This window comes from Candidatus Nealsonbacteria bacterium DGGOD1a (assembly GCA_022530585.1).
Classification (GTDB): Bacteria; Patescibacteriota; Minisyncoccia; order Minisyncoccales; family UBA5738; genus UBA5738.
This window is the reverse complement of record CP092821.1, coordinates 1,039,120-1,059,500: the sequence shown is the minus strand read 5'-3', so window position 1 is coordinate 1,059,500 and position 20,381 is coordinate 1,039,120. Positions and strand designations below refer to the sequence as shown.

At 46.8% G+C, this 20,381-nt stretch carries 26 protein-coding genes and 2 tRNA genes; 22 read left to right on the top strand and 6 right to left on the bottom strand.

What is annotated here, in order from left to right; all coding sequences use genetic code 11:
- Nucleotides 1-53 precede the first annotated feature (53 nt).
- The 16 genes from L7H18_05265 to L7H18_05190 all read left to right on the top strand — a co-directional run bounded on the left by L7H18_05265 (nt 54) and on the right by L7H18_05190 (nt 13,237).
- Entirely contained in the window at nt 54-1,580 is a 1,527-nt protein-coding gene (locus L7H18_05265; protein ID UMX47817.1) for a nitronate monooxygenase, read from the top strand.
- Between the two features lie 144 nt (nt 1,581-1,724).
- Nucleotides 1,725-2,666, top strand: coding sequence for a nitronate monooxygenase (locus L7H18_05260; protein UMX47816.1), 942 nt, complete (start codon nt 1,725-1,727; stop codon nt 2,664-2,666).
- A 4-nt stretch (nt 2,667-2,670) separates the two neighbouring features.
- Nucleotides 2,671-3,327, top strand: a complete 657-nt coding sequence (locus L7H18_05255; GenBank protein ID UMX47815.1) for a 1-acyl-sn-glycerol-3-phosphate acyltransferase — start codon at nt 2,671-2,673, stop codon at nt 3,325-3,327.
- Between the two features lie 67 nt (nt 3,328-3,394).
- Complete coding sequence (locus L7H18_05250) at nt 3,395-4,060, top strand: 1-acyl-sn-glycerol-3-phosphate acyltransferase (protein ID UMX47814.1); 666 nt, start codon at nt 3,395-3,397, stop codon at nt 4,058-4,060.
- Nucleotides 4,050-5,594: an ATP-grasp domain-containing protein gene (locus L7H18_05245; protein ID UMX47813.1), complete on the top strand. Its 1,545-nt coding sequence runs from the start codon at nt 4,050-4,052 to the stop codon at nt 5,592-5,594. The genes L7H18_05250 and L7H18_05245 overlap by 11 nt, the downstream gene beginning before the upstream one ends.
- Nucleotides 5,595-5,606: 12 nt before the next feature.
- Complete coding sequence (locus L7H18_05240) at nt 5,607-5,993, top strand: hypothetical protein (GenBank protein UMX47812.1); 387 nt, start codon at nt 5,607-5,609, stop codon at nt 5,991-5,993.
- Between the two features lie 5 nt (nt 5,994-5,998).
- Nucleotides 5,999-6,526 (top strand): biotin--[acetyl-CoA-carboxylase] ligase, encoded by a 528-nt coding sequence (locus L7H18_05235; GenBank protein ID UMX47811.1) that lies wholly within the window; start codon nt 5,999-6,001, stop codon nt 6,524-6,526.
- A gap of 20 nt (nt 6,527-6,546) precedes the next feature.
- Nucleotides 6,547-8,097: an acyl-CoA carboxylase subunit beta gene (locus tag L7H18_05230; protein UMX47810.1), complete on the top strand. Its 1,551-nt coding sequence runs from the start codon at nt 6,547-6,549 to the stop codon at nt 8,095-8,097.
- A 218-nt stretch (nt 8,098-8,315) separates the two neighbouring features.
- The gene (locus tag L7H18_05225) at nt 8,316-8,429 is read left to right on the top strand and encodes a BrnT family toxin (GenBank protein UMX47809.1); all 114 of its coding nucleotides are present in this window, start codon (nt 8,316-8,318) and stop codon (nt 8,427-8,429) included.
- Between the two features lie 82 nt (nt 8,430-8,511).
- The gene (locus L7H18_05220) at nt 8,512-9,801 is read left to right on the top strand and encodes an ISNCY family transposase (GenBank protein ID UMX47808.1); all 1,290 of its coding nucleotides are present in this window, start codon (nt 8,512-8,514) and stop codon (nt 9,799-9,801) included.
- Nucleotides 9,802-9,946: 145 nt separating this feature from the next.
- Nucleotides 9,947-10,105, top strand: coding sequence for a BrnT family toxin (locus L7H18_05215; GenBank protein UMX48455.1), 159 nt, complete (start codon nt 9,947-9,949; stop codon nt 10,103-10,105).
- The gene (locus L7H18_05210; protein UMX47807.1) at nt 10,095-10,385 is read left to right on the top strand and encodes a BrnA antitoxin family protein; all 291 of its coding nucleotides are present in this window, start codon (nt 10,095-10,097) and stop codon (nt 10,383-10,385) included. The genes L7H18_05215 and L7H18_05210 overlap by 11 nt, the downstream gene beginning before the upstream one ends.
- A 362-nt stretch (nt 10,386-10,747) precedes the next feature.
- On the top strand, nt 10,748-11,080 hold the full coding sequence (locus L7H18_05205) for a hypothetical protein (protein UMX47806.1): 333 nt from the start codon (nt 10,748-10,750) through the stop codon (nt 11,078-11,080).
- Between the two features lie 173 nt (nt 11,081-11,253).
- Nucleotides 11,254-12,333 carry a glycosyltransferase gene (locus L7H18_05200; GenBank protein UMX47805.1) on the top strand — a complete coding sequence of 360 codons (1,080 nt, stop codon included), beginning with the start codon at nt 11,254-11,256 and terminating at the stop codon, nt 12,331-12,333.
- 1 nt (nt 12,334) lies between these two features.
- Nucleotides 12,335-12,982, top strand: a complete 648-nt coding sequence (locus L7H18_05195) for an HAD-IB family phosphatase (GenBank protein UMX47804.1) — start codon at nt 12,335-12,337, stop codon at nt 12,980-12,982.
- Nucleotides 12,983-13,027: 45 nt separating this feature from the next.
- Nucleotides 13,028-13,237: a DUF378 domain-containing protein gene (locus L7H18_05190; protein ID UMX47803.1), complete on the top strand. Its 210-nt coding sequence runs from the start codon at nt 13,028-13,030 to the stop codon at nt 13,235-13,237.
- 56 nt (nt 13,238-13,293) lie between these two features.
- Here L7H18_05190 and L7H18_05185 read toward each other — a convergent pair whose 3' ends face one another.
- Entirely contained in the window at nt 13,294-14,337 is a 1,044-nt protein-coding gene (locus tag L7H18_05185) for a trypsin-like peptidase domain-containing protein (GenBank protein ID UMX47802.1), read from the bottom strand.
- Nucleotides 14,338-14,489: 152 nt separating this feature from the next.
- Between L7H18_05185 and L7H18_05180 the strand changes: the two genes are divergently transcribed.
- The 3 genes from L7H18_05180 to L7H18_05170 all read left to right on the top strand — a co-directional run bounded on the left by L7H18_05180 (nt 14,490) and on the right by L7H18_05170 (nt 15,436).
- Nucleotides 14,490-14,561, top strand: a tRNA-Arg gene (locus L7H18_05180).
- Nucleotides 14,562-14,701: 140 nt separating this feature from the next.
- Nucleotides 14,702-15,373, top strand: coding sequence for a hypothetical protein (locus tag L7H18_05175; GenBank protein ID UMX47801.1), 672 nt, complete (start codon nt 14,702-14,704; stop codon nt 15,371-15,373).
- Nucleotides 15,364-15,436 (top strand) — tRNA-Ala (locus L7H18_05170). The genes L7H18_05175 and L7H18_05170 overlap by 10 nt, the downstream gene beginning before the upstream one ends.
- On the opposite strand, the gene L7H18_05165 is transcribed toward L7H18_05170, so the two are convergent.
- Nucleotides 15,428-15,589 carry a hypothetical protein gene (locus tag L7H18_05165; GenBank protein UMX47800.1) on the bottom strand — a complete coding sequence of 54 codons (162 nt, stop codon included), beginning with the start codon at nt 15,587-15,589 and terminating at the stop codon, nt 15,428-15,430. The two genes, L7H18_05170 and L7H18_05165, sit on opposite strands and share 9 nt — an antisense overlap.
- A 166-nt stretch (nt 15,590-15,755) precedes the next feature.
- Between L7H18_05165 and L7H18_05160 the strand changes: the two genes are divergently transcribed.
- The gene (locus tag L7H18_05160; protein ID UMX47799.1) at nt 15,756-16,505 is read left to right on the top strand and encodes a hypothetical protein; all 750 of its coding nucleotides are present in this window, start codon (nt 15,756-15,758) and stop codon (nt 16,503-16,505) included.
- Between the two features lie 105 nt (nt 16,506-16,610).
- Here the strand turns inward: L7H18_05160 and L7H18_05155 are convergent, their stop codons facing one another.
- The 3 genes from L7H18_05155 to L7H18_05145 are packed head-to-tail and all read right to left on the bottom strand — an operon-like array spanning nt 16,611 to nt 18,078.
- Nucleotides 16,611-17,153, bottom strand: coding sequence for a hypothetical protein (locus L7H18_05155; GenBank protein ID UMX47798.1), 543 nt, complete (start codon nt 17,151-17,153; stop codon nt 16,611-16,613).
- A 3-nt stretch (nt 17,154-17,156) separates the two neighbouring features.
- Nucleotides 17,157-17,669, bottom strand: coding sequence for a hypothetical protein (locus tag L7H18_05150; GenBank protein ID UMX47797.1), 513 nt, complete (start codon nt 17,667-17,669; stop codon nt 17,157-17,159).
- Nucleotides 17,670-17,673: 4 nt separating this feature from the next.
- The gene (locus L7H18_05145) at nt 17,674-18,078 is read right to left on the bottom strand and encodes a hypothetical protein (GenBank protein ID UMX47796.1); all 405 of its coding nucleotides are present in this window, start codon (nt 18,076-18,078) and stop codon (nt 17,674-17,676) included.
- Nucleotides 18,079-18,360: 282 nt separating this feature from the next.
- Here L7H18_05145 and L7H18_05140 point away from each other — a divergent pair, with 282 nt between their 5' ends.
- Together L7H18_05140 and L7H18_05135 are read left to right on the top strand one after the other, a co-directional pair.
- The gene (locus L7H18_05140; protein UMX47795.1) at nt 18,361-19,056 is read left to right on the top strand and encodes a hypothetical protein; all 696 of its coding nucleotides are present in this window, start codon (nt 18,361-18,363) and stop codon (nt 19,054-19,056) included.
- The gene (locus L7H18_05135; protein UMX47794.1) at nt 19,022-19,438 is read left to right on the top strand and encodes a YraN family protein; all 417 of its coding nucleotides are present in this window, start codon (nt 19,022-19,024) and stop codon (nt 19,436-19,438) included. Before L7H18_05140 ends, L7H18_05135 begins: the two co-directional genes overlap by 35 nt.
- A 240-nt stretch (nt 19,439-19,678) precedes the next feature.
- Here L7H18_05135 and L7H18_05130 read toward each other — a convergent pair whose 3' ends face one another.
- The gene (locus tag L7H18_05130; GenBank protein UMX47793.1) at nt 19,679-20,362 is read right to left on the bottom strand and encodes a PHP domain-containing protein; all 684 of its coding nucleotides are present in this window, start codon (nt 20,360-20,362) and stop codon (nt 19,679-19,681) included.
- Nucleotides 20,363-20,381 lie beyond the last annotated feature (19 nt).

The following is a 20,381-nucleotide window of genomic DNA, read 5'->3' as shown; positions in this document are numbered from 1 at the left end:
TTCGGCAAATTCCGCGCCGGTTTTGGCCCGGCGGGGCGGGTTCGATAAAAAATATGTTATACACAAAAGAACAAATCAAACAGATAATTCCTTACGACGACCCTTTTTTGTGGGTTGATGAAATCGAGAAAATAGAAGGGGATGTTATTGTCGGCTATAAACAAACTTTATCGCTGGATCCTTATTTTAAGGGGCATTTCGTTGATTTTCCGATTATGCCGGGAGTTTTGGTGGTTGAGGGCGTCGCCCAGACCGGTACGCTTTTGTTGAGGACGAAATTGGGCGACAGCCACAAGCAAAAACATTTGCTGGCTTATCAGGTCCGGGGAGCGATGTTTTATTCGCCGATACTTCCCGGCGATCGGATAAAATACCGGGTCCAGCTCTTGGGGGTTTATAATTCAAAGATCGCCAATTTTGTCGGCGAGGCGTATGTGGGCGGCGTTCTTAAATGCGAGGTCAGATTTTCCGTGGCGGTTATGGATAAGGAAGAAATGAAACGGAATTTTGTTCACCGCGCCGCGGTTCAGCCGGTTTCGGCGATTACTTCGGCGCAAAAGACCGGCGCGAAACTTTATGAGTTGCCGCCGTTAAAAATCGCGCACTGGACGGCTAAATATCCGATTATTCAGGGCGGAATGGCGGTGCGCGTGTCATTGCACAATTTGGCGGGGAATGTGGCCAAAGAGGGCGGCGTGGGGCTTGTGGCCGCTTCCGGGATGAGAGATCCCGAAGAATTGAAAAGCGAAATCAGCCAGGCGCGGAAAATTGCCGGCGCCGACGGAGTGATCGGCATCAACATTATGGGGGTGGTTGGCCGTTTCCAACAATTGGTTCAGGCCGCGATTGAGGAAAAAGTTGATTTGATCGTCCAAGGCGCGGGTTTCCGAAAAGATATTTTTGAAATGGCGCGCGACAGCAACACTCCGATATTCTCCCTGGCTTCTTCGGCCAAAGTCGCGCAGAAAGCGCAGGACGCGGGCGCGGCGGCAATCATTGTCGTGGGCGCGGACGCGGCCGGACATCTTGGATTCCCGCACGGAATCCCTTTCCGCAAAATGATCGATATTTTAAAAGAAGTCGCGGCGGCGGGCATTAAGGTTCCGCTGATTGCGGCGGGCGGGATTTTCACCGGCGCCGATATCGTGGAAATGATGCGCGCGGGCGCGGTGGGAGTGCAATTGGGAACGCGCTTTGTTTCCACCGAAGAATGCGACGCCAACATCAAATTCAAGGAAGCGCATATTAACGCCAAAAAGGAAGACAGCATCATTGTCCATTCGCCGGTCGGGTTGCCCGGCCGCGCGATCCGCACGCCGTTTTCGGATAAAGTGGAGGCCGGTACGGCGCCCAAGCCCAACCCCGCCGAATGTCAGGGCTGTATCGGGCCGGTTTGCGACAAGAGCTATTGTATTTTGAAGGCGCTGGAGAACGCGCGCAAAGGCGATGTCGAGAACGGTATTGTTTTCGCCGGGTCAAATGTCTGGCGCGTGAAAGAAATCACCACGGTCAAAAAATTAATCAAAGAATTGGTCGGAGAAGCCAACGCGATTCTGGCCAAAGAACCATTGATTGTTTAAAATTGAAAAATCAAAATGAAAAATGACAATGCAAAATCGCAAAATTTTTAAAACGCGGCATTTTAACATTTTAAATTGTCATTATCAGTTTAGTAAAACTGCCCACCAAACTGATTTTTGATATTTACATTTTTAATTTGGAATATGTTTGAAAACAATAAACTCGCAAAACTTTTGAATATCAAGTATCCGGTCATCCAAGGCGGCATGGCGGGCGTTTCGGAATCGGTTCTGGCTTCCGCGGTTTCCAATGCCGGGGGGTTGGGCGTGATCGGATCGGGATTCGCGTCGGCCGCTTGGCTGGATGAAGAAATTAAAAAAACCAAGCTGTTGACCGGCAAGCCGTTTGGCGTGAACCTTTTATTGCAAAACCCGAATGTTTCCGAACTGGTCAAGGCGATCATTGCCAATAAAGTTCCGGTTGTGTTCACCGGCGGCGGCAACCCGGTGTCGTTAATGCCGTTTTTGAAACAGGCGGGCGTTAAAATTATTCCCGTGGTGCCTTACGCGCGTTTGGCGGTGAAAATGGAGCAGGCGGGTGCGGACGCGGTGGTGGTGGAGGGGCTTGAATCCGGCGGGCATATCGGCGAAAGCACGACAATGTGTTTGGTGCCGCAGGCCGCCGGAATGGTTAAAGATATTCCGGTGATCGCCGCCGGCGGAATTTGCGACGGACGGGCAATGGCCGCCGCAATGGTTTTGGGCGCCGATGGCGTACAGATCGGCACCCGATTCTTGGCGGCGACCGAGTGTCAGGTGAGCGAAAGCTATAAGAAGGCGGTGATTAACGCCGCCGATGAGAATATCGCGGTGGTGGCGCGTTTTACCGGCCATCCGGTACGGATGATCAATAACAAATTCGTTGAATCGGTGCGCAAGATCGAGGAAAAAAATCCGTTCCCCGAAGAAATCAAATCTGAACGGTTCGCCGGCAACAAAGGCGGCGCGAACGCCGATTTGTCGCCGCTATTGTGCGGCACTTGCGCGGGAGGGATCAAAGAAATAAAAACTTGCCGGGAGATTGTTGACGAAATTATTGCCGATACCCAAAAAATTCTGTCGGCGGCGGCGGATTTGGTAAAATAAAAAGATGGAAAAGACGGTTTCAACGATCGCGTGGCTTTTCCCCGGGCAATGCATTAAAAGGATGTTTGTCAAGGAAGTGGAAGGCCGGGAAAATTTTCCTAAAGGGAATTTTATTTACGCGGCCAACCATTTGAGCCATATTGATTGGCTGATTGACGGCGCGATTCTGACGCCGCGGCGATTCACTTTTATCGGTCAAGTGGATAAAATGACCGGGATCAAAGGATTTTTGCGCGACTTGATTTATTGGTGGGTCCAGGTGATTCCGGTTGACCGCAACGATCACGAATCAAAAAAGAGAGCCGCGATGGCCGCGCAAACAATACTTAAAAGAGGTTATTGCTTGGTAGTTTATCCGGAAGGCACGCGGTCGCGCGACGGCAAATTGCACGAATTCAAGCCGGGCGTGGGCCGGTTTCATCTGGAGAGCGGCGTTCCCGTTTTGCCGGTGGCGCATTTTGGCACTTATGAGTTGATGGCGCCGGGGGAGAAATTCAGGGCGAAAAGAATCGTAAAAATAAAAATCGGCAAACCTCTTGATTTTGCCAAAGAAAGGAAGGCGGCGGAATTGCTGGACAAGAAATCGCAAGCCTATTACGGGCTTTGCGTTGATGTTGCCAAAAAGGTTGAGGAAGCGGTTAGAGAATTGTTAAAAGATTAAAATTGAAAAATCAAAATGTAAAATTAAGGCAAAATTTTTTGTGGAATTTTAATTTTAAATTTTTTCGATGAATACTTTCGTTTCAACTTTATCGCGAATGTTGCTTGGGGGAGCGGTCAGGAATTTGCTGATCAAAGACATCAAGGGCGGGAATAATATTCCCAAGGGCAACTTTATTTTGGCTTCCAATCATTTGAGCCATATGGACTGGTTTATGAGCGGCTATATCACCACGCCGCGCAGATTTACTTTCATCGCCCAAGTCGACCAGTACGCGGGTTTTAAAAAATTGTGGCGCAACATTATTTATTTTTACGGCGGGATAATTCCGATCGACCGCAAAAGCGATCAATCAAAGAAAGACGCGGTCGCGACGGCGATAAAAATGCTTGGCCGCGGATATTGCGTGGTGATCTATCCGGAAGGCGGGAGGGCGTATGACGGAGTAATGCGCAATTTCAAATCAGGCGTAGGCAAATTGCATTTGGACAGCGGCGTTCCCGTTTTGCCGGTGGCCATCGAGGGAACCCAGGAATTGATGCCGCCCCATGGCCGGTTGAAATTCAGAAAAGCGGCGCGAATAAATATCGGCAAACCGTTGATTTTCGGTCCTGAAATCGCGGCCGCGGGAAAAATGGACAAGGAGTCGTTCGAATACCGCAAACTTTGCGCCGGTGTTTCCGGACGGATTGAAGATGAGGTGCGGAAATTGTTAAAAGAAAATGGAAATTAAAAAAATTCTTATTGCCAACCGGGGAGAAATCGCTTTGCGCATTTTGCGGACATGCCGTGAAATGGGCATTAAAACCGTGGTTTTGTGCCCGATGCCCGGCCAGGAAAAAAATTTTTTGGAAACATCATTGGCCGATGAATTTTATTATCTTGAGAAAGAAGGTTCGGCGGGGTATCTCGATAAAGAAAAAATAATTTCGATCGCCAAAAAGGCCAAAGTCGACGCCATCCATCCGGGTTATGGTTTTTTGTCGGAGAACTGGCAATTCGCTTTGATGTGCGATCGCAGCCGGATAAAATTCATCGGGCCGCATTTTAAGACCTTGCGGACTTTGCAGGATAAAATCGAGGCCAAAAAAATCGCCAGAAAAATCGGCATTCCCACGGTTCCGGCCTCCGACCAATCGATAAAAAGCAAAAAAGATTTGATCAAATGGGCCGACCGCATCAAGCCGCCATTTATCATCAAAGCCCAGCGGGGCGGTGGCGGGATGGGTATTCGCGTGGTTAACGGCCAGATGAATTATGAGGAAATGATGACGCTGTCGCTGGGAGTCCAGCGGCAGATTGCGGGCGCTTTCGACGACATTGATTTTTTTCTGGAAAAATATTTGCCCGAAGTCAAACATATCGAATTCCAAGTTTTGGGCGACGGCCGCAAGGCGGTGCATTTGGGCGAACGCGAATGTTCGATCCAGCGCCGGTTCCAGAAAATGGTGGAAGAATCGCCTTCCGCGGCGATTGACGATCGTTTGCGCGCCGAAATGGGCGCTTGGGCGGTTAAGATCGCGCAATATTTGAGTTATCGCGGCGCGGCCACGATAGAATTTCTGCTGGATAAAGACAAAAATTATTATTTTATGGAAGTGAATCCGCGGATTCAGGTTGAGCATCCGGTTACCGAGGCGGTTACCGGAATCGATATCGTGGAGCAGCAGATCAGGATCGCCGAAGGCAAACAGCTGTCGTTCGGCCAGGAAAGCGTTTATCAGAGCGGATGGGCCATCGAGGTGCGCGTTAACGCCGAAGACCCGCGAAAAAATTTCATTCCTTCGCCGGGCGCGGTTTCAAAATACATCCCTCCGCAAGGCCAGGGGGTTTTTGTCCACAGTTTCTTGCAGGACGGCCAGGAGGTTTATCCCTATTTTGATTCGATGCTGGCAAAGGTGATCGCGTACGGAAAGGATCGGGATTCGGCAATCACCAAGTTGCGCCGCGCGCTTTCCGAAACCGTTATCGAGGGTGTTGCCACCACGATTCCATTTTTCAAATTATTGTTGGAAAAAGATGATTTCATCAGCGGTAATTTTTACACTAATTTCATTGAGAAAAGCGGCATTGTCCAGGATTTGATGCTCAAGCCGTATTTGCAGAAAAAAGTCGTTTGCGGACGCAAGGAGATCGAAGAACAGGCGATTGCCGATATCGCGCGCGCGATATATCGGGAAATAAAAAATTTCAATGGATCTTTGGGCGATGAGCCGGCGGTTTCAAAATGGGTTTTATCCGGGCGGATGGCAAACCCCGAAGAATAAGGGCCAAAAACCATGAAATTCAAATTCAACAATCAAGGCAAGGATTATGATGTGGAAATCATTGACCAAGGCGAACAAGCCATGAAGGTTGTTGTCAACGGCAAAGAGTTTTCGTACGGATCGTTTGACGCGGTTCAGGCGGCGGCGGTGGTACCGCAGGCAATCCTGCCCAAAAGAGACCTTTCGTCAAAAGAAGTCAAAGCGGTTTTGGCCGGGACGATTTCGGAAATATCCGTTAACGCGGGCGATATCGTAAAATTGGGGCAAAAACTGCTTACGCTTTCGGCGATGAAAATGGAAAATGAAATTTTATCGGAAACCGGCGGCAAAATCAAAGAAATCAAAGTCGCAAAAGATCAAAAAGTCAAAGAAGGCGATATTCTTATCGTTCTGGCATAATTTTTATGGATTTAGATATTAAAAAATTTGATAATCTGGATTCCACCAGCGTCAGGGCCAAGGAACTGGCGGCTGGGGGGGCGGCGGCGTGGACCATTGTTGTCGCCAAAAAGCAAGACAACGGCTATGGCCGGAAAGGCAATGCTTGGTTTTCGCCTCAAGGAGGGCTGTATTTTTCCGTGATTCTGCCCAAGAGCAATGTTGACGATTTGCGGATTTTGACAATTTTGGCGGCGTTCGCCGTGGCTCAAACCGTCAAAGACCGATTCGAAGTGGAACCGTTCGTAAAACTGCCCAACGATGTGTATCTTAACGGCAAAAAAATTTGCGGAATTCTGACGGAAAATATAATCGCGGGCGAAGTGAAATCATCGGTGATCGGGATTGGCGTGAATACCAATATCGGGGCGTTTCCGGCGGAATTGGCGAATGCGACTTCGCTTGAGATCGAACTGGGCGAGACCATTGACAATAATCAAATTTTAGAGCATAGTATAAGCCAGTTGCAACAGATATTTAAAACGATCAGCTAATAAAATTTTAATTAATTACAATGAATTTTGAAAAAGAAATCGAACAATTAAACAAAAACTTGGAGGGGTTGGAAAACTCCGAATTGATCGAAAAGCAGCATCAAAAAGGGAAGATGGCGGCGCGGGAAAGGATTGCCGCGCTGATTGATCCGGAAACATTCGTGGAGTTTGATCCGTTCGCGGAAACAAGATTTTCCCGTTTTGGGTTGGACAAAAAGAGAGCCGCGGGCGACGCGGTGATCGCCGGTTTTGGCAAAATCAACAACCGGCCGGTTTGCGTTTACAGCCAGGATTTTACCAAGGTGGGCGGCGGTTCGTTGGGCGAAATGCACGGCAAAAAAATTATTAAAGTGATTGATCGGGCGCGCAAGATCGGTTGTCCGATAATCGGTATCATTGATTCGGGCGGCGCGCGGATTCAGGAAGGCATCGCCAGTCTGGACGGTTACGCGGGGATATTCAACGCGATGGTCAAGGCTTCGGGGGTGGTGCCGCAAATCAGCGTTATCGTCGGGCCGTCGGCCGGCGGCGCGTGCTACGCGCCGGGATTGTCGGATTTTGTTTTTATGGTCGACGGCATTTCGCAAATGTTTATCACCGGGCCGGAAGTGATTAAAAAGGTTACCGGCGAGGAGGTATCGTTCGACGCGCTGGGGGGAGCCAACGCTCATTGCGCCAAAAGCGGTTGCGCCCAATTCCGCTGTGCCGGCGAGAAAGACTGTTTTGCCGGCGTTAAAAAACTTCTGGGTTATTTGCCGCAGAACAATATGGATGACGCGCCGCGGTCAAAAAGCATTTTGGCGGAGCTGTTCGAAAAAGAGGACAATGCCAAACTCTTAGACATTGTTCCCGAAGACGGCGGCAAAGGCTATGATATGAAAGCGGTGATCGAAGAGATCTTCGATAAAAATTCATTTTTTGAGATCCAGCCGGAATTTGCGGTTAACGCGATCGTTGGTTTGGCCCGTTTGGGCGGTTATGTCACGGGCGTGGTGGCCAACCAGCCCAAAACGATGGCCGGAGTTTTGGATATTGATTCTTCGGACAAAATCGCGCGGTTTGTGCGGTTGTGCGACTCCTTTAACATCGCATTGGTCAATTTGGTTGATACTTCCGGATATCTTCCCGGCGCCAATCAAGAACACAACGGGATTATTCGCCATGGCGCCAAAGTTTTGTACGCTTATGCCGAAGCCAGCGTGCCCAAGATCAGCGTGATTATCCGCAAGGCGTTTGGCGGCGCGTATATTGCCATGGCCAGCCGCGCTTTGGGTTACGATTGCGTTCTTGCCTGGCCGGGGGCGCAGATCGCGGTGATGGGGCCGGAACAGGCGGTGGGAATTATTTACCGCCGCGAATTGGCGGAGCGCAATGACGCGCCCAAATTCGAGCAGGAAAAAATCAACGAAATGAAACTGCTGAACAGCGCTTTCGAAGCGGCGAAAATGGGCCAGGTGGATATGGTAATCAATCCCAAAGATACCCGTTCGATTCTGACCAAATTGCTGGAATCGTTATTAACCAAGCGCGAAGAGAAGATTCAGCGCAAGCACGGGAACACCCCGCTGTGAATTTGGGAAGTCGCACCTTGCTGATTACGGCAAGGTGCGACCTCTATAAACTGAATATGAACCAAACCTCAAACAAAATTAAAATTCCCATTAAAACAAAAACAGCCTTTATGAGTTTTTTAATTGGTTTGATTCCGGCAATGTGTCTAATGGAAGTTGTTAGCTAGGGATGGCGACTTGACAAAGTAGTTTGTATTTGTATATAATCATAATATACAATGAATGAATTTGATTTTAGCGATATCCAGGGATTTGATTGGGATAGCGGCAATATTGATAAAAATTGGACAAAACACAAAGTTTTGTTTTGGGAATGCGAGGATGTCATTTAATAATAGTAATGTCATAGTACGGTGATAATAGAAATGTCATACCTCGCGGTATGATGGGATTAATAAATTAATCCCATCAACCATGGAAAAAGAAATTATTGGTATGACGCAAAAAGATTTAGCCAAGTATCAAGTGATCAAGAATTTGATTGCCAAATTGATCAACGGCACGGACGCGGCCAAGCAATTATCTCTGTCGGTAAGGCAGGTAAAGCGTTTGAAGGCAAGAACAATCGCCAATGGCGCCAAAGGCATCATTCACAAATTAAGAGGCAGGGAAAGCAACCACAAAACCGATCCGGCATTGTATCAAGAAGCCAAAGATATAATTGAAACAAATTACCCTGATTTCGGTCCCGTATTCGCCCATGAAAAGCTGGTGGAAATCCATCGTCTGGATATCGGCCCGGCCGCCACGCGAAACTTGATGATCAAAGAAAAAATCTGGATTCCCAAAAAACGAAAGCGCAACAAACAATATCGCTCCCAAAGGGAACGCAAGGACAGTTTCGGCGAGATGATCCAGTTTGACGGTTGCTACCATTTCTGGTTTGAAGGTCGCGGCGGGGAATTTTGCCTGCTCTCCGGCATTGACGATGCCACCGGCAAGCCGGTCAAGCTCAAACTCGGCACAAGCGAAGGCATTCAAGATGTCTTTGCCTACTGGAAGGAATACATTCAAAAATACGGCAAGCCGATTGCCATCTACTTGGACAAATTCAGCACTTACAAAATCAACCACAAGAACGCCAAAGACAATCATGAGCTGTTAACGCAATTTCAAAGGGCTTGCAAAGAATTGGATATTGCCCTGATCACCGCCCACAGTCCGCAAGCCAAAGGCCGGGTGGAGAATCCTTTCGGCACCTTCCAAGACCGGCTGGTAAAGGAATTGCGCTTGCAAAACATTTCCACTGTTGAAGAAGCCAATGAGTTTTTGGAAGAATTCTGGGCCGGCGACTACGGCAAAAGATTCGCCGTCGCTCCCAAAATCAAGACCGATCTGCATCGCAAACTGACCGACAAGGAATTATCGAATTTGGACGCGATATTCTCGGTCCAGTCAACCCGGCAAGTGAAAAATGACTTTACCATTCAATTCAAAAATCATTGGTATCAATTAAGCAAAGAACAGCCATTAACAATCCGGCGGCAAGAAAAAGCGCTGGTTGAAGAACGGCTTGACGGATCGCTGGCGATCAGATTGCGCGGCAAATACTTGAATTTCAAGCTTTTGCCGGCCAAGCCGCAAAAGGCGGCTGAGCCGCTGCCGGTGGCTATTGCGGCGAGCAAGGCGCGCACTCCGGCGCCGAACCATCCCTGGCGCGGAAAGTTTGCCAAGCTGGAAGAATACGAAAAGGTATTTTCTTGAAAGCGAAATTTTCTAAAAATTTTTCCAAGTATGACATTTCTAAAAAAATTCAGGGTATGACATTTCTATTATCATTTGACATTGGGAATGCGAGGAGATATTTGCCAATCGGCCGCTTTTGATCCAATCGGACGACAAACATTCGTTGGATGGCGAAAAGCGTTTTTACGCCCTTGGCCGTACCAACGAAAGCAGATTTTTATTTGAAGTGTTTACGATTAGAAATTTTAAAATACGCGTTATATCGTCCCGCTCGATGAACAAAAACGAAAGGGACATTTACTTGAAACAATATGAACGGTAAAAATAAAAAACTTAAAGTTATCCCGAAATTTAAATCCCAAGATGAAGAGCGGGAGTTTTGGGCTAAAAACGACAGTGGCGATTATATTGATTGGAGCGCGGCAAAAACCGATGCCCAATTTTCCAATTTGAAATTTTCCACTCGCGCAATTTCCATTCGTTTGCCGGAAAATATGATTGTTAAATTAAAAGAAATCGCCAATAAGCGGGATGTGCCATATCAATCTTTGGTTAAAATGATTCTTGCGGATAAGATTAAGGAGGAAATGGGCGCAAAATAATTTAAAAATATTCAATGGATAAGACATCATACAAAATCCAAATTCCCGTTAAAACAAAAATTGCATCATAGAAAATTAAATAATAATATTTATTGAGTGCAATACCTCGGGGCTTTGCCCCGGGGTGCACCAAGAGGATTCCAAAGGGGTGCCCCCTTTGGTCGTCGTGCGGGGTTCATACCCCGCTCGACGAAATACATTTGGAAAATATATTTTTGATTTGGCCGTTAGTATTGGTATTTGTTGTATTTTTACTTTTAATTTTAGATCGGAAGAATTATTTCGCGGCGGTGGAGAAGGGGAAGAATAAAATAGAGGGGTAATTTAATTAGCAGTGTATTACTAATCGCGGCGGAATTAAGATGAAAATAATTAAGGAAAAATTCAAGACGGATATAAAAAACCGGCTTTACTGGGGGAGGGTTTATTTTATCGCGGATAATCGCGCCGCCAAGACCAAGTTATTTTGGACGATGTCGTTTGAATATGTGCGGCGGCAGTTGCTGGCCGAGACTTGGAAAGATGAAGATGTGGAACACTTGCTCAACAAGGAAGTGGTAAACCGCGTCAAAGAAACCAAGCGCAAGATATTCAACCGTCCGGTGAAATTTTCCGTGAATGGAATTGATCAAAAAGAGGATGCCGATTTGATGTTGTATTTGGAAGAAAGGGAGAAAATCGACCGACATGGGTGACGCGGGCGCGGCGTTATTGTTTTTGTAATGGGGCTCACGCAAATTTTAAAAAATCTTGTGTAAAAGGTTAGTTGTTGCGGAAAACTGATTGTTTGTGGCGGGGAAGGTCGCAAGATTTTTTAAAATTTGCGAATCATTACAAAAACAATAACGCCGTTATTTTTTAGAAGAATATGAAAAAGATTTTGGCGATCTCAATGAAAACCGGGTGGGGCCATATTAAAGCCGCGGAGGCGTTGAAAGACTATGCCAAAAATAATTTGCCGGATTTTAAGATCAGGCATGTCGACCTTTGCGAGATCGAACCGGGACTCGGCAAATTTTTCGAAATTTTTTATGACATTACCAACGACCGTTTGCCAACGATTTGGGGCGCGGTTTATGAAACATTCGACAAAGAGATGGTTTCTTCGGCGTTTCGCAAAGCGAACGGATTCCAGAGATTGTTCCGGCGCCGCATTGGCCGTTATTTAAGAAGGCAAGCCGTGGACGGAGTTATTTTCACCAATGTCATCCCCGCGCCCATGGTGGCGCCGGTGTGCCGCGAAATTTATCCTCAAATACCGATGGCGGTTGTGGTCACCGATTACCATGGCCACTCTTATTATAATGTGCCGCTGATCGACCGGTATTTCGTGGCGATTCCCGAAGTTAAGAACGATTTGATCCGGGTGGGCGTGGACGAACAAAAAATTGCCGTTACCGGCATACCCGTCGGCCAGAAATTTTACGGCCGCTACGATCAAAGCGGCTTGAAACGCAAGCTTGGGTTTGGCAATGGTTTTAAAACGGTGACATTCATCAGCCGCTTGTCAAAGGATTTCGTAATTCCGGTTATCAAAGGGTTGCTGGAACGCGAAGAAAAAATAAATTTGGTAATGGTTTGCGGCGGCAATAATGATCTTTATAAAAAAATCAAAAATGAAATCCCGCCGCGAAAAAATTTTAAATTGGTTAATTGGACCAACCGCATCGACGAATATATGAAAATTGCCGACGCGGTGATCAGCAAGCCCGGGGGATTGGTGATTTCGGAGTGTCTGGTGCTTGGCAGGAAGATAATTATGACCGATCCGATTCCGGGCCAGGAAGAACGCAACGCGGAGTTTATTGCCAAATACGGCTATGGCGTGTTGGCGCTTGCGCCGGATGAAATCGTCGCGGCGGTTGAAAAGATATTGATTATGCCGCGCGCCGGACAGGGAGCGGCGCGGTCCGATTCTTGCGCGGAAATTTTAAAATATTTTGAATAATATGTCTAATAAAAAACTGATTTGTTTTGATGTTGACGGAACATTGACCGAAAACAAATCTTCGTGGGCGTTTCTTACCGGTAATTTGGGTTGCCCGGTTGAAAAGGTGGTTGAAATATATGAAAAAACCGAAAATGGTTCGATGCCGTTTGAGGAAGGCGTCGATTGTCTTGAAAAAATGTATTTTGAGAGCGGCAAAGCTTCCAAACAAAATATTCAAGATATTTTCAATAAAATCTCTTTAAGGGATGACGCAAAAGAAACGGTTGATTATCTCAAGCAGTCGGGCTATGGAGTGTATTTGATTTCAGGAAGCATCGATCTTTATCTGGATATTGTCGCGCAAAAGGTGGAAGCGGATGGTTTTTTTGGCCATGCGTCATTCGATTTTGACAATAGCGGAGCGCTCGCGAAAATCAATTACGGCCGCGAACAAGGGCCGACGAAAGCCAGACAAATAAAAGAACTTTCGCGGAAGCTGGATGTGCCGGACCGGCAAGTAATTTTTGTCGGTGACAGCCGAAACGACATTGAAGCTTTTAAGCTCACCGGGCATGGAATCGCGATTTATCCTTATGATCGGGAATTGGAAAAAATCGCATGGAAAAAAATCAAATCATTGTCAGAAATCAAGAATATATTACAATAATCGAAAGGTCGGGTATTATTAAATTCATTAATGTTTTTTAAATTTATGAAACTTAATTGGCTCGACATTGCGGCTCTTGTTTTGGTGATCGCGGGAGGTTTGAATTGGGGATTATTCGGCCTTTTTGATTATGATTTGGTGGCGCAATTATTCGGCGCGGCGCCGATTGTTGCCAAAATCGTTTACGATCTGGTTGGATTGTCCGCCATTTACCTGGCGATTGTCGCGCCCAAATTGGCAAGGCAACAGCAATAGTTGGATATTTAAAAACGGCCTTGGGTTAAGGCCGTTTTTTATGTTGCGGGAAAATTCTAGCAGCTCTTTTTTTCCAGCAATCGGATGCCAAGTTTGATGATCTTGCCGTCGCGCATCACCGCTATTGGAATTTCGTCTCCGATTTTGCAATCTTGCAGAATATCGGTTAACAGCCGTTCATTGGAGATTTTTTGGCCGCCGAATTCCAAAATGATATCATATTCTTTCAACCCGGCGAGGTCCGCGGCGCTTCCCGGGATCACCGCCGGTTCGCCGAATGTTTCGCGCACGATCAAGGCGCCGTAGTCAACCGGAAGCTTGTTGGCCTGCGTGATTTCGGCATTGAGGATCACATAGCGGATACCCATGAACGGCCGTTTTAATTTGCCGTATTTGAGAACTTCGTCAAGCATCTTTTTGGCATAGTTGACCGGGATGGCAAATCCCAGATTTTGCGCGCCCATAACCATGGCGGTATTGATGCCGATGGCTTCGGCGTTCATATTCACCAGCGGCCCGCCGGAATTTCCCGGGTTGATGGCTGCGTCGGTTTGGATCAGGCCGCGGAGGCTGGTTTCCTGCATTTTGCTTCCGCCATAGGCGGTGATTTTGCGGCTCAAACCGGAAACGATGCCGGCTGATAGGGTATCGTCGAATTCTCCCATGGGATTGCCCACGGCCAGCACATCTTCGCCCAGTTGTATTTTTGTCGAATTTCCCATTGTTAAACTTGGCAACCGTTCGGCGTTGATTTTTAGAATCGCTACATCGATTAGCGGGTCTTTGGCCAGAACTTGGCAGGCATATTTATGCTCCGGGTCGATAATCGCGGTATAGCTGGCATCGACATCGTCAACCACATGCGAGCAAGTGAGAATATATCCGTCCGGCGAAATGACGAATCCCGATCCGCCGCCGATCTTGGTTTTTTCTTTGGAATTGTTGATCTTGGGAATTACGGTTTGCTGGTCTCCCAGCGGCACAAAATAAAATCCTTCCACTTTGGAAACATCTTTGGAGACGACAATGGTGATTACCGCCGGACACACTTTCTTGGCAACCGAAACGATCGGCGAGCGGGTTATTCTTTGTTTTGGCATTTGTTTTGGATTATCGGATTATCAGCCATTTTATCACCTAATTTCGTTGCCAACAAGCCATTTTTTTGCTAAGCTTCCCTTGACTCGCGTTGTTTGTATTTATTTGAAAATTGAAAATTGAAAATTATCCCGCCGGCAGGCGGGAGGTATCCGCCCCTATAGTTCAATGGATAGAACGAGAGACTCCTAAGCTCTAGATCCAGGTTCGATTCCTGGCAGGGGCACTGCACTAATCGTGGGATTGGCGTCCCACCACAAATTTGATTTATTGAAAATTGACGATTAGCGTCGGAATGCGTTTTTTGTTTTGATAGAAAAATTGAATTCATTCCACATTGATAAAATCTATGGTACGATATTATCAATGCATAAACAATTTAGAGAACAAGCGATCAAATTGCGAAAAGATGGGAAAACATATAAAGAAATATGCGGTTTGCTAGATGTTAAAATTCCCAAAAGCACACTCTCGGGATGGTGCAAAGATATACCTTTGCCGTCTGGCTATGGGAAAAAGTTGACCGCGTATAAGTTGTTTACATTGCAAAAGGCGCGAAAATTCGCCGTGATTGCCATCCATAAAAAAATAGAGCGGAAAATTGAAAGGTATAGAGAAATTAATCGGCATCTGCCAGATGTGATAAAAAGCGCGGATACCGCGAAAATCGCGCTGGCGATGTTGTATCTGGGGGAAGGCGGAAAAAATGTAAGGCACTGTTTGTATTTTGGAAATTCAGATCCCTTAACGATCGGTTTATTTTTATCTTTGTTAAGAAGGGTTTATAAATTGGATGAAAAAAAATTTCGTTGCACAGTTCAATGCAGGGCAGATCAAAATATTCAAAAATTGGAACATTTTTGGGCGAATATTACAAAAATACCCTTAAACCAATTTTATGAGGCAAGGATCGATCCAAGGACGGTTGACAAACCGTCAAAAAAATTAGAATATAAGGGCGTTTGCCGCATTGATTATTTTTCCGCGGATATTGTAAGGGAACTTTTGGAAATACCCAAAATTATAATGGGCCTGTAGCTCAGTTGGTAGAGCGCTTCGATGGCATCGAAGAGGTCGTCGGTTCGAGCCCGGTCAGGTCCACTGCTTCGCTAAAGCTACGCAGTGCAAGCGCTTTTTCAAAGGGGTTGTGTTGATGCAGGCATTGATTAGATGACCTTGAAATATGGTTTCGTGCTCCGCCATCACCGGCGGTTTTTGTTTTATCCACAGGCAAATCACATGGTTGGTTTCCATATTTTATCTTAAAATAAGATAAAAATAATTATTTTATCCTCAACCCTGTGGAAAAGTGGTTGGAGTTGGGGATTGAAGCGAATTTTGGTTGTAAGACATAGCGGATTTTATAATTTGCGCTCCGGAGTTGGTTTTGATAAGATAAAAAAAGATAAAATTATTGATAATGGTCAAAAACAGTGGAAAACAATTTAAAGCGCGGAATTTGACCGCGAAAAAATCCCGCAGCGCGGCGTATCCGTTGCTGTCTCTGCCGCGGGCGGTCGAGGCGGCCAAGAAAATCTATGAAAATCTGGGAGCGGGGCCGCATTCGCGCGCCGCGCTGGCGCAGGGATTGGGTTATGCTTCGTTTTCCGGCGCGGTTTCGGGCAAGGTGGGCGCGCTGGTTCATTTTGGATTATTGTCGCGTTTCGCCGGGCGTTATTCGGTTACCGTCCGCGCCCGGGCGATTTTTAAATATCCTGAAGAAAATTGCGTTATCGAAATCGGCGCCGCGGCGCTGCAACCGGCGCTTTACCGGGCGCTGGTCGCGCGATTTGCCGGCGATTTTTTGCCCAATAATTTGGGAGCGGTATTGACCGCGGATTATGGGATAACGCAAAAGGCCGCGGCGATTGCCGCGGCCAATTTTGTTGAAACGATAAATTTCGCCGGAATCGCCAGAGACGGGCGGTTGGATGTCCCGGAAATCGGCGGCGCGCCGGAAAGCGAAGAGCCGCAGAATGTTTTAGGCGGCGGTTTCGACGAACAGGAAAATAAAGTTTCGCCGGCGCCGGAGAAAAATGGAGGAATAAAAATAAAATTGCCGTCGGGAACCGAAATAGCGTTTCCGAATTATCTGGCATACCGGATCTCGATGGGGGAATTTGCCGATGAATTGAAGAATTTGGAAAAAAAGATTCGGGGCGCGGAATAATCGCATGGCGGTATTTTTTGGTTTGCTTGAGGCGGGAACGATCATTTGAAACATCGGCCGGCAATCCGGCCGCGAGGGACTAATGCCCCGACGCAAGAACCCAATTTATTCAATGCAACAGTTGATGGCTTTTTTGACCATGGCGCCGAGTTTGCCCATGAAACCGCGGGGATTATCGTCGTGTTTGTTGATCGCTTCGTCGTCGATTTTTTTTATGTCGCCGGTTTTTAAAACGCCCATATTCAAACCCCAGAAGAGGGTGTAGCACTTGAAAGATTTTTCAAAAAGCCGGTAAGCTTCTTCTTTCTTGCCAAGCGTCAGTTGTTTGGTACCCACTTCCATCAGGCGGTAGGAGGCGGCCAGCAGGTGCTTGGAGATGCACCAAATTTCGCCTTCGGGTTCGCCCACGATTTTCTTTAGCAACTCTTTGCGCATCTCGCGCACTTCATAAAGGAAATCATAGTATTCTTTTTTGCCGGTTTTCTCGGCGGTAAAAAAGAAATGTTCTTCAATACCGATCAAATTCATGATGGCCACGGTCAGGTCTTGATCGCTGGACAAATCCATCTTGTCCTTTTTTTTCATTTCGTCGAATTTGGCGACGAATTCATCCAAATTTTTGATCGGGCCGGCATTTTTTGTTTCCATTGTTTATTTGGTTAGTAAATAGAAAAGTATGGTGAAAACAAGCAAAAACGCAACCGGGAAAGCCACTTTTTCAAAGGGGAAATGGGCATGGCCGTTGTTGCGCTGTTTCAGAAATTCGTACAGTTTGGCGGCGAAGAAAAACACGGCCGTGCCTTCGATAATCCCAAGCATCAATTTATCGCTGGCGCAGGAACAAGCGAATGCCGTTGGATCGGCGATGATTTCGGCGTAATGGAGCGGCACGATCGCGGACGCGTAGTAAGCCAGAATCACGAAAAATTTCTTGAACAAGAAACGGATTTTTTTTCTGTCCAGCCAGTCGATGGTCCACAAACTGATTGACAGCAAAAATCCGCCCAGCCACAAGCCGGTGATCGAGTCATCGATTCCCAGCCAGCGCGACATTCCGATGCCCGCGCCCACGGCCACGGTGCAAGCCGGACAAACCGCCAGCGTTTTCGGCGCGGCGGCCAATCCCGCGAACAAAGCCAGAAATAATGAAGTTTTTTTTAACATCGTGTTATTTGTTCCGTGCCAAGAAATTTATGATCTCATCCGATCCTTTGTCGGTCTGGCCGCCATAGCATTTGCCGGTTTCTTCGTCTTGGAGCATCGGCACGCCCAATTTGCCCATATCCAGGCCGCAGGCGCGCGCGAGTTCAACCATTTCGTTTTTATTCGCCGGATTGTTCCAAATTTCTTTTTGAACAACACCCAGTTTATTTTCCGGGTCGTTTTGATCAAGATATTCTTCGACGATTTCGCAATGGGGACAGCCGTTTCCGTAATACAAAACAAACGCGGGGGTTTTGCGGTCGTCGCCGGTCGCGGAGATTTTTCTTTCTTTGGCCAGGCCGGTTATCGTGAACGACGAAGCGACAATGAGAAAGAATAACGCGGCGGCCAGTTTTTTTGTTGCGTTCATTGGGGCGTAATTTAGAATATAGAACCAAATACAAAATCATTATAGCGTAAAAAATGCCGCTATAAAATGGAATATATTTTTAATAACGGCTGTTTGGGTCTGTTGTCAACCGCAATTTCCATTTTTCGGCGGCAAAGAATTCATCATTCGCCGCCGGATTTAGCTTAAATATGCCTCCTCATTCTTCATTCTTTTCGCTCGAAAACTGAAAATTTCGTTCTGAAGCCAATTCGGCAACAGACCCATTTGTCAATAAACGCGATTTTGGTATCCTGTAATCATATGGGAAAAAGATTTTTGCCGTTGGCGATCTTTGTTTGTTTTTTTGCCATGGCCGCGCCGGCTTCGGCGTATTTGCCTTATATGGCGGGGAGTAATTCCGGGATCACGGTCGATGAGCCGGAAATTTCTAAAACTTATTATGGCTGGCTGCAAGGCAAGCCGGCGGTTTATTCGATCGATTCGGCCAAACGGTTCTTGTTGTATTTGAATTTGTTGTCGCCGCAAGCCGACGGCGCCCGGCAGGATTTTTCAGCAAAAGTTTATAAAGACGGGAAATTACTGGCGGCATTAAACAGCGACGATGCGGTTTGGCTGGTGGCATACGAACCGTTTGCCAACGATTATTATGTTAAAGGGCCGGAATATGAAGTGCCGGCGTCCGCCGGAAATTATCGGGTTGAGGTTTATAATTCGGGCAACAGCGGTAATTATGTTTTGGCGATAGGAAAGGCCGAAAATTTATCGCCGGGCCGGTTTTTGCGGACATTGTCGGTTTTACCGGCCGTGAAACAGGATTTTTTCGGGAAACCGTGGTGGGAAGCCTATAACAATTTCATCGGCTTGGCGGCGTTTATCGCCATTATTATTTTGGTTGTGGCGATATATTTTACGATTTCCTTGGTAAATACCCGGCGCTTGAAAGTCCGGCTTGACAATGAATATGGCAAATACCAAAATAACCGGGGCGCGGGGTGAAAAAATCGCGGCGGATTATCTGCGAAGCAGGGGATACCGAATTTTGGAGAGAAATTATTTCTTGCGCGCGTCGCACGGTCCCAAAATCGCCGAAGTGGATATTATTGCCAAAAAACGCGATGTTTTCGCGTTCGTGGAGGTGAAGACCATCAAAGCCAACAACAAATTTTTGGCGCAGGATAAAGTTAATGAAACGAAAAAATGGAAGATCGCCAAAGCCGCGGAAATGTGGCTGATAAAGAATCGAATTCCGCTTAATTCCAAATGGCAAATCGATGTGATTGCCGTGGAGCTTTTGCCCGACGACCGTTCAATGTTGGTGCAAAAACTCCTCGGCCCCAAATTCAAGCTCTCGCATTTTGAAAATGTGTCCGGCGGTTGAATTTTAAATTTATGGAGTATATTCCATAAATTTCATTTTTGGAAAAAATTGATAAATTTGAACTTAAAATAAAGCGTTACTTACGGAAAATTTTTTGGAAAGTTAAATTTTGTAAATTTTTAATTTACTTTGAATTACGAAACTATTAAATCCAAATACTATTGAAGGGGTCGCACCCCTGTGATTACACAGGGGAACGACCCCAAAATGCAAAGCGTTTCGCAATTCAAAGCAATTTACTTATTTTTTTACTAAACTTTTCAGTTTCGCCAGGGTGCGGAAAGGGTGGTCGATGGCTTTTTCGATAAACGAGGCCATTTTGCCGCCAGCCGCGCCTTTTTTTTGTTTGATCGCGGCGATAACCGTTTCCGCGGTGAGAGTTGGCGAATAATCAAGCGGCAATTCCAGCCAAGTTTTACCGATGAAATGGTTGGCAAAATGCGCGTCGGAGCCGGCGGTAAACGGCAGGTTGTGCTTTTTCGCGAACGCCGCCGCGGTTTCGTTGCCGCTGAATACCGAAGAGTTTAAAATTTCAATGCCGTCGATTTGGCCAAGATAATTTTCCAGATTGTCTTTAAAGCCGCACCACAACCCGAAAGGGTGGGCCACGATGGCCAGGCCGCCTTGGCCGTGGATGCGCGCGATCGATTCTTCGGCCGATAAGTGGTCGGGGATCGATTCTTTGATATTAAGCCCGAGGATATCGCCGGATTTGGATTTAACCTCTTCAGAGATTATAATGAGAATGGGCAGATTATTTTTTTTGGCGTATTCGGCGGCTTTTAACGAACCGTTGATGTTGCCGTGGTCGGCGACGGCAATGCATTGAATCCCGCGCTTAACGGCCAGATCGACGATCTTCTTGGGATCGGCCATGCCGTCGAACGAATATTTGCTGTGGATATGCAGGTCGCACTTGATCATATTTGAAATTTTAGCATAT

What these genes read in the sequence shown, in the direction of transcription:
- L7H18_05265 (UMX47817.1), top strand. Translation starts at nt 54, where the DNA reads ATGTTATACACAAAAGAACAAATCAAACAGATAATTCCTTACGACGAC.
- L7H18_05260 (UMX47816.1), top strand. Translation starts at nt 1,725, where the DNA reads ATGTTTGAAAACAATAAACTCGCAAAACTTTTGAATATCAAGTATCCG.
- L7H18_05255 (UMX47815.1), top strand. Translation starts at nt 2,671, where the DNA reads ATGGAAAAGACGGTTTCAACGATCGCGTGGCTTTTCCCCGGGCAATGC.
- L7H18_05250 (UMX47814.1), top strand. Translation starts at nt 3,395, where the DNA reads ATGAATACTTTCGTTTCAACTTTATCGCGAATGTTGCTTGGGGGAGCG.
- L7H18_05245 (UMX47813.1), top strand. Translation starts at nt 4,050, where the DNA reads ATGGAAATTAAAAAAATTCTTATTGCCAACCGGGGAGAAATCGCTTTG.
- L7H18_05240 (UMX47812.1), top strand. Translation starts at nt 5,607, where the DNA reads ATGAAATTCAAATTCAACAATCAAGGCAAGGATTATGATGTGGAAATC.
- L7H18_05235 (UMX47811.1), top strand. Translation starts at nt 5,999, where the DNA reads ATGGATTTAGATATTAAAAAATTTGATAATCTGGATTCCACCAGCGTC.
- L7H18_05230 (UMX47810.1), top strand. Translation starts at nt 6,547, where the DNA reads ATGAATTTTGAAAAAGAAATCGAACAATTAAACAAAAACTTGGAGGGG.
- L7H18_05225 (UMX47809.1), top strand. Translation starts at nt 8,316, where the DNA reads ATGAATGAATTTGATTTTAGCGATATCCAGGGATTTGATTGGGATAGC.
- L7H18_05220 (UMX47808.1), top strand. Translation starts at nt 8,512, where the DNA reads ATGGAAAAAGAAATTATTGGTATGACGCAAAAAGATTTAGCCAAGTAT.
- L7H18_05210 (UMX47807.1), top strand. Translation starts at nt 10,095, where the DNA reads ATGAACGGTAAAAATAAAAAACTTAAAGTTATCCCGAAATTTAAATCC.
- L7H18_05205 (UMX47806.1), top strand. Translation starts at nt 10,748, where the DNA reads ATGAAAATAATTAAGGAAAAATTCAAGACGGATATAAAAAACCGGCTT.
- L7H18_05200 (UMX47805.1), top strand. Translation starts at nt 11,254, where the DNA reads ATGAAAAAGATTTTGGCGATCTCAATGAAAACCGGGTGGGGCCATATT.
- L7H18_05195 (UMX47804.1), top strand. Translation starts at nt 12,335, where the DNA reads ATGTCTAATAAAAAACTGATTTGTTTTGATGTTGACGGAACATTGACC.
- L7H18_05190 (UMX47803.1), top strand. Translation starts at nt 13,028, where the DNA reads ATGAAACTTAATTGGCTCGACATTGCGGCTCTTGTTTTGGTGATCGCG.
- L7H18_05185 (UMX47802.1), bottom strand. Translation starts at nt 14,337, where the DNA reads ATGCCAAAACAAAGAATAACCCGCTCGCCGATCGTTTCGGTTGCCAAG.
- L7H18_05175 (UMX47801.1), top strand. Translation starts at nt 14,702, where the DNA reads ATGCATAAACAATTTAGAGAACAAGCGATCAAATTGCGAAAAGATGGG.
- L7H18_05165 (UMX47800.1), bottom strand. Translation starts at nt 15,589, where the DNA reads ATGGAAACCAACCATGTGATTTGCCTGTGGATAAAACAAAAACCGCCG.
- L7H18_05160 (UMX47799.1), top strand. Translation starts at nt 15,756, where the DNA reads ATGGTCAAAAACAGTGGAAAACAATTTAAAGCGCGGAATTTGACCGCG.
- L7H18_05155 (UMX47798.1), bottom strand. Translation starts at nt 17,153, where the DNA reads ATGGAAACAAAAAATGCCGGCCCGATCAAAAATTTGGATGAATTCGTC.
- L7H18_05150 (UMX47797.1), bottom strand. Translation starts at nt 17,669, where the DNA reads ATGTTAAAAAAAACTTCATTATTTCTGGCTTTGTTCGCGGGATTGGCC.
- L7H18_05145 (UMX47796.1), bottom strand. Translation starts at nt 18,078, where the DNA reads ATGAACGCAACAAAAAAACTGGCCGCCGCGTTATTCTTTCTCATTGTC.
- L7H18_05140 (UMX47795.1), top strand. Translation starts at nt 18,361, where the DNA reads ATGGGAAAAAGATTTTTGCCGTTGGCGATCTTTGTTTGTTTTTTTGCC.
- L7H18_05135 (UMX47794.1), top strand. Translation starts at nt 19,022, where the DNA reads ATGGCAAATACCAAAATAACCGGGGCGCGGGGTGAAAAAATCGCGGCG.
- L7H18_05130 (UMX47793.1), bottom strand. Translation starts at nt 20,362, where the DNA reads ATGATCAAGTGCGACCTGCATATCCACAGCAAATATTCGTTCGACGGC.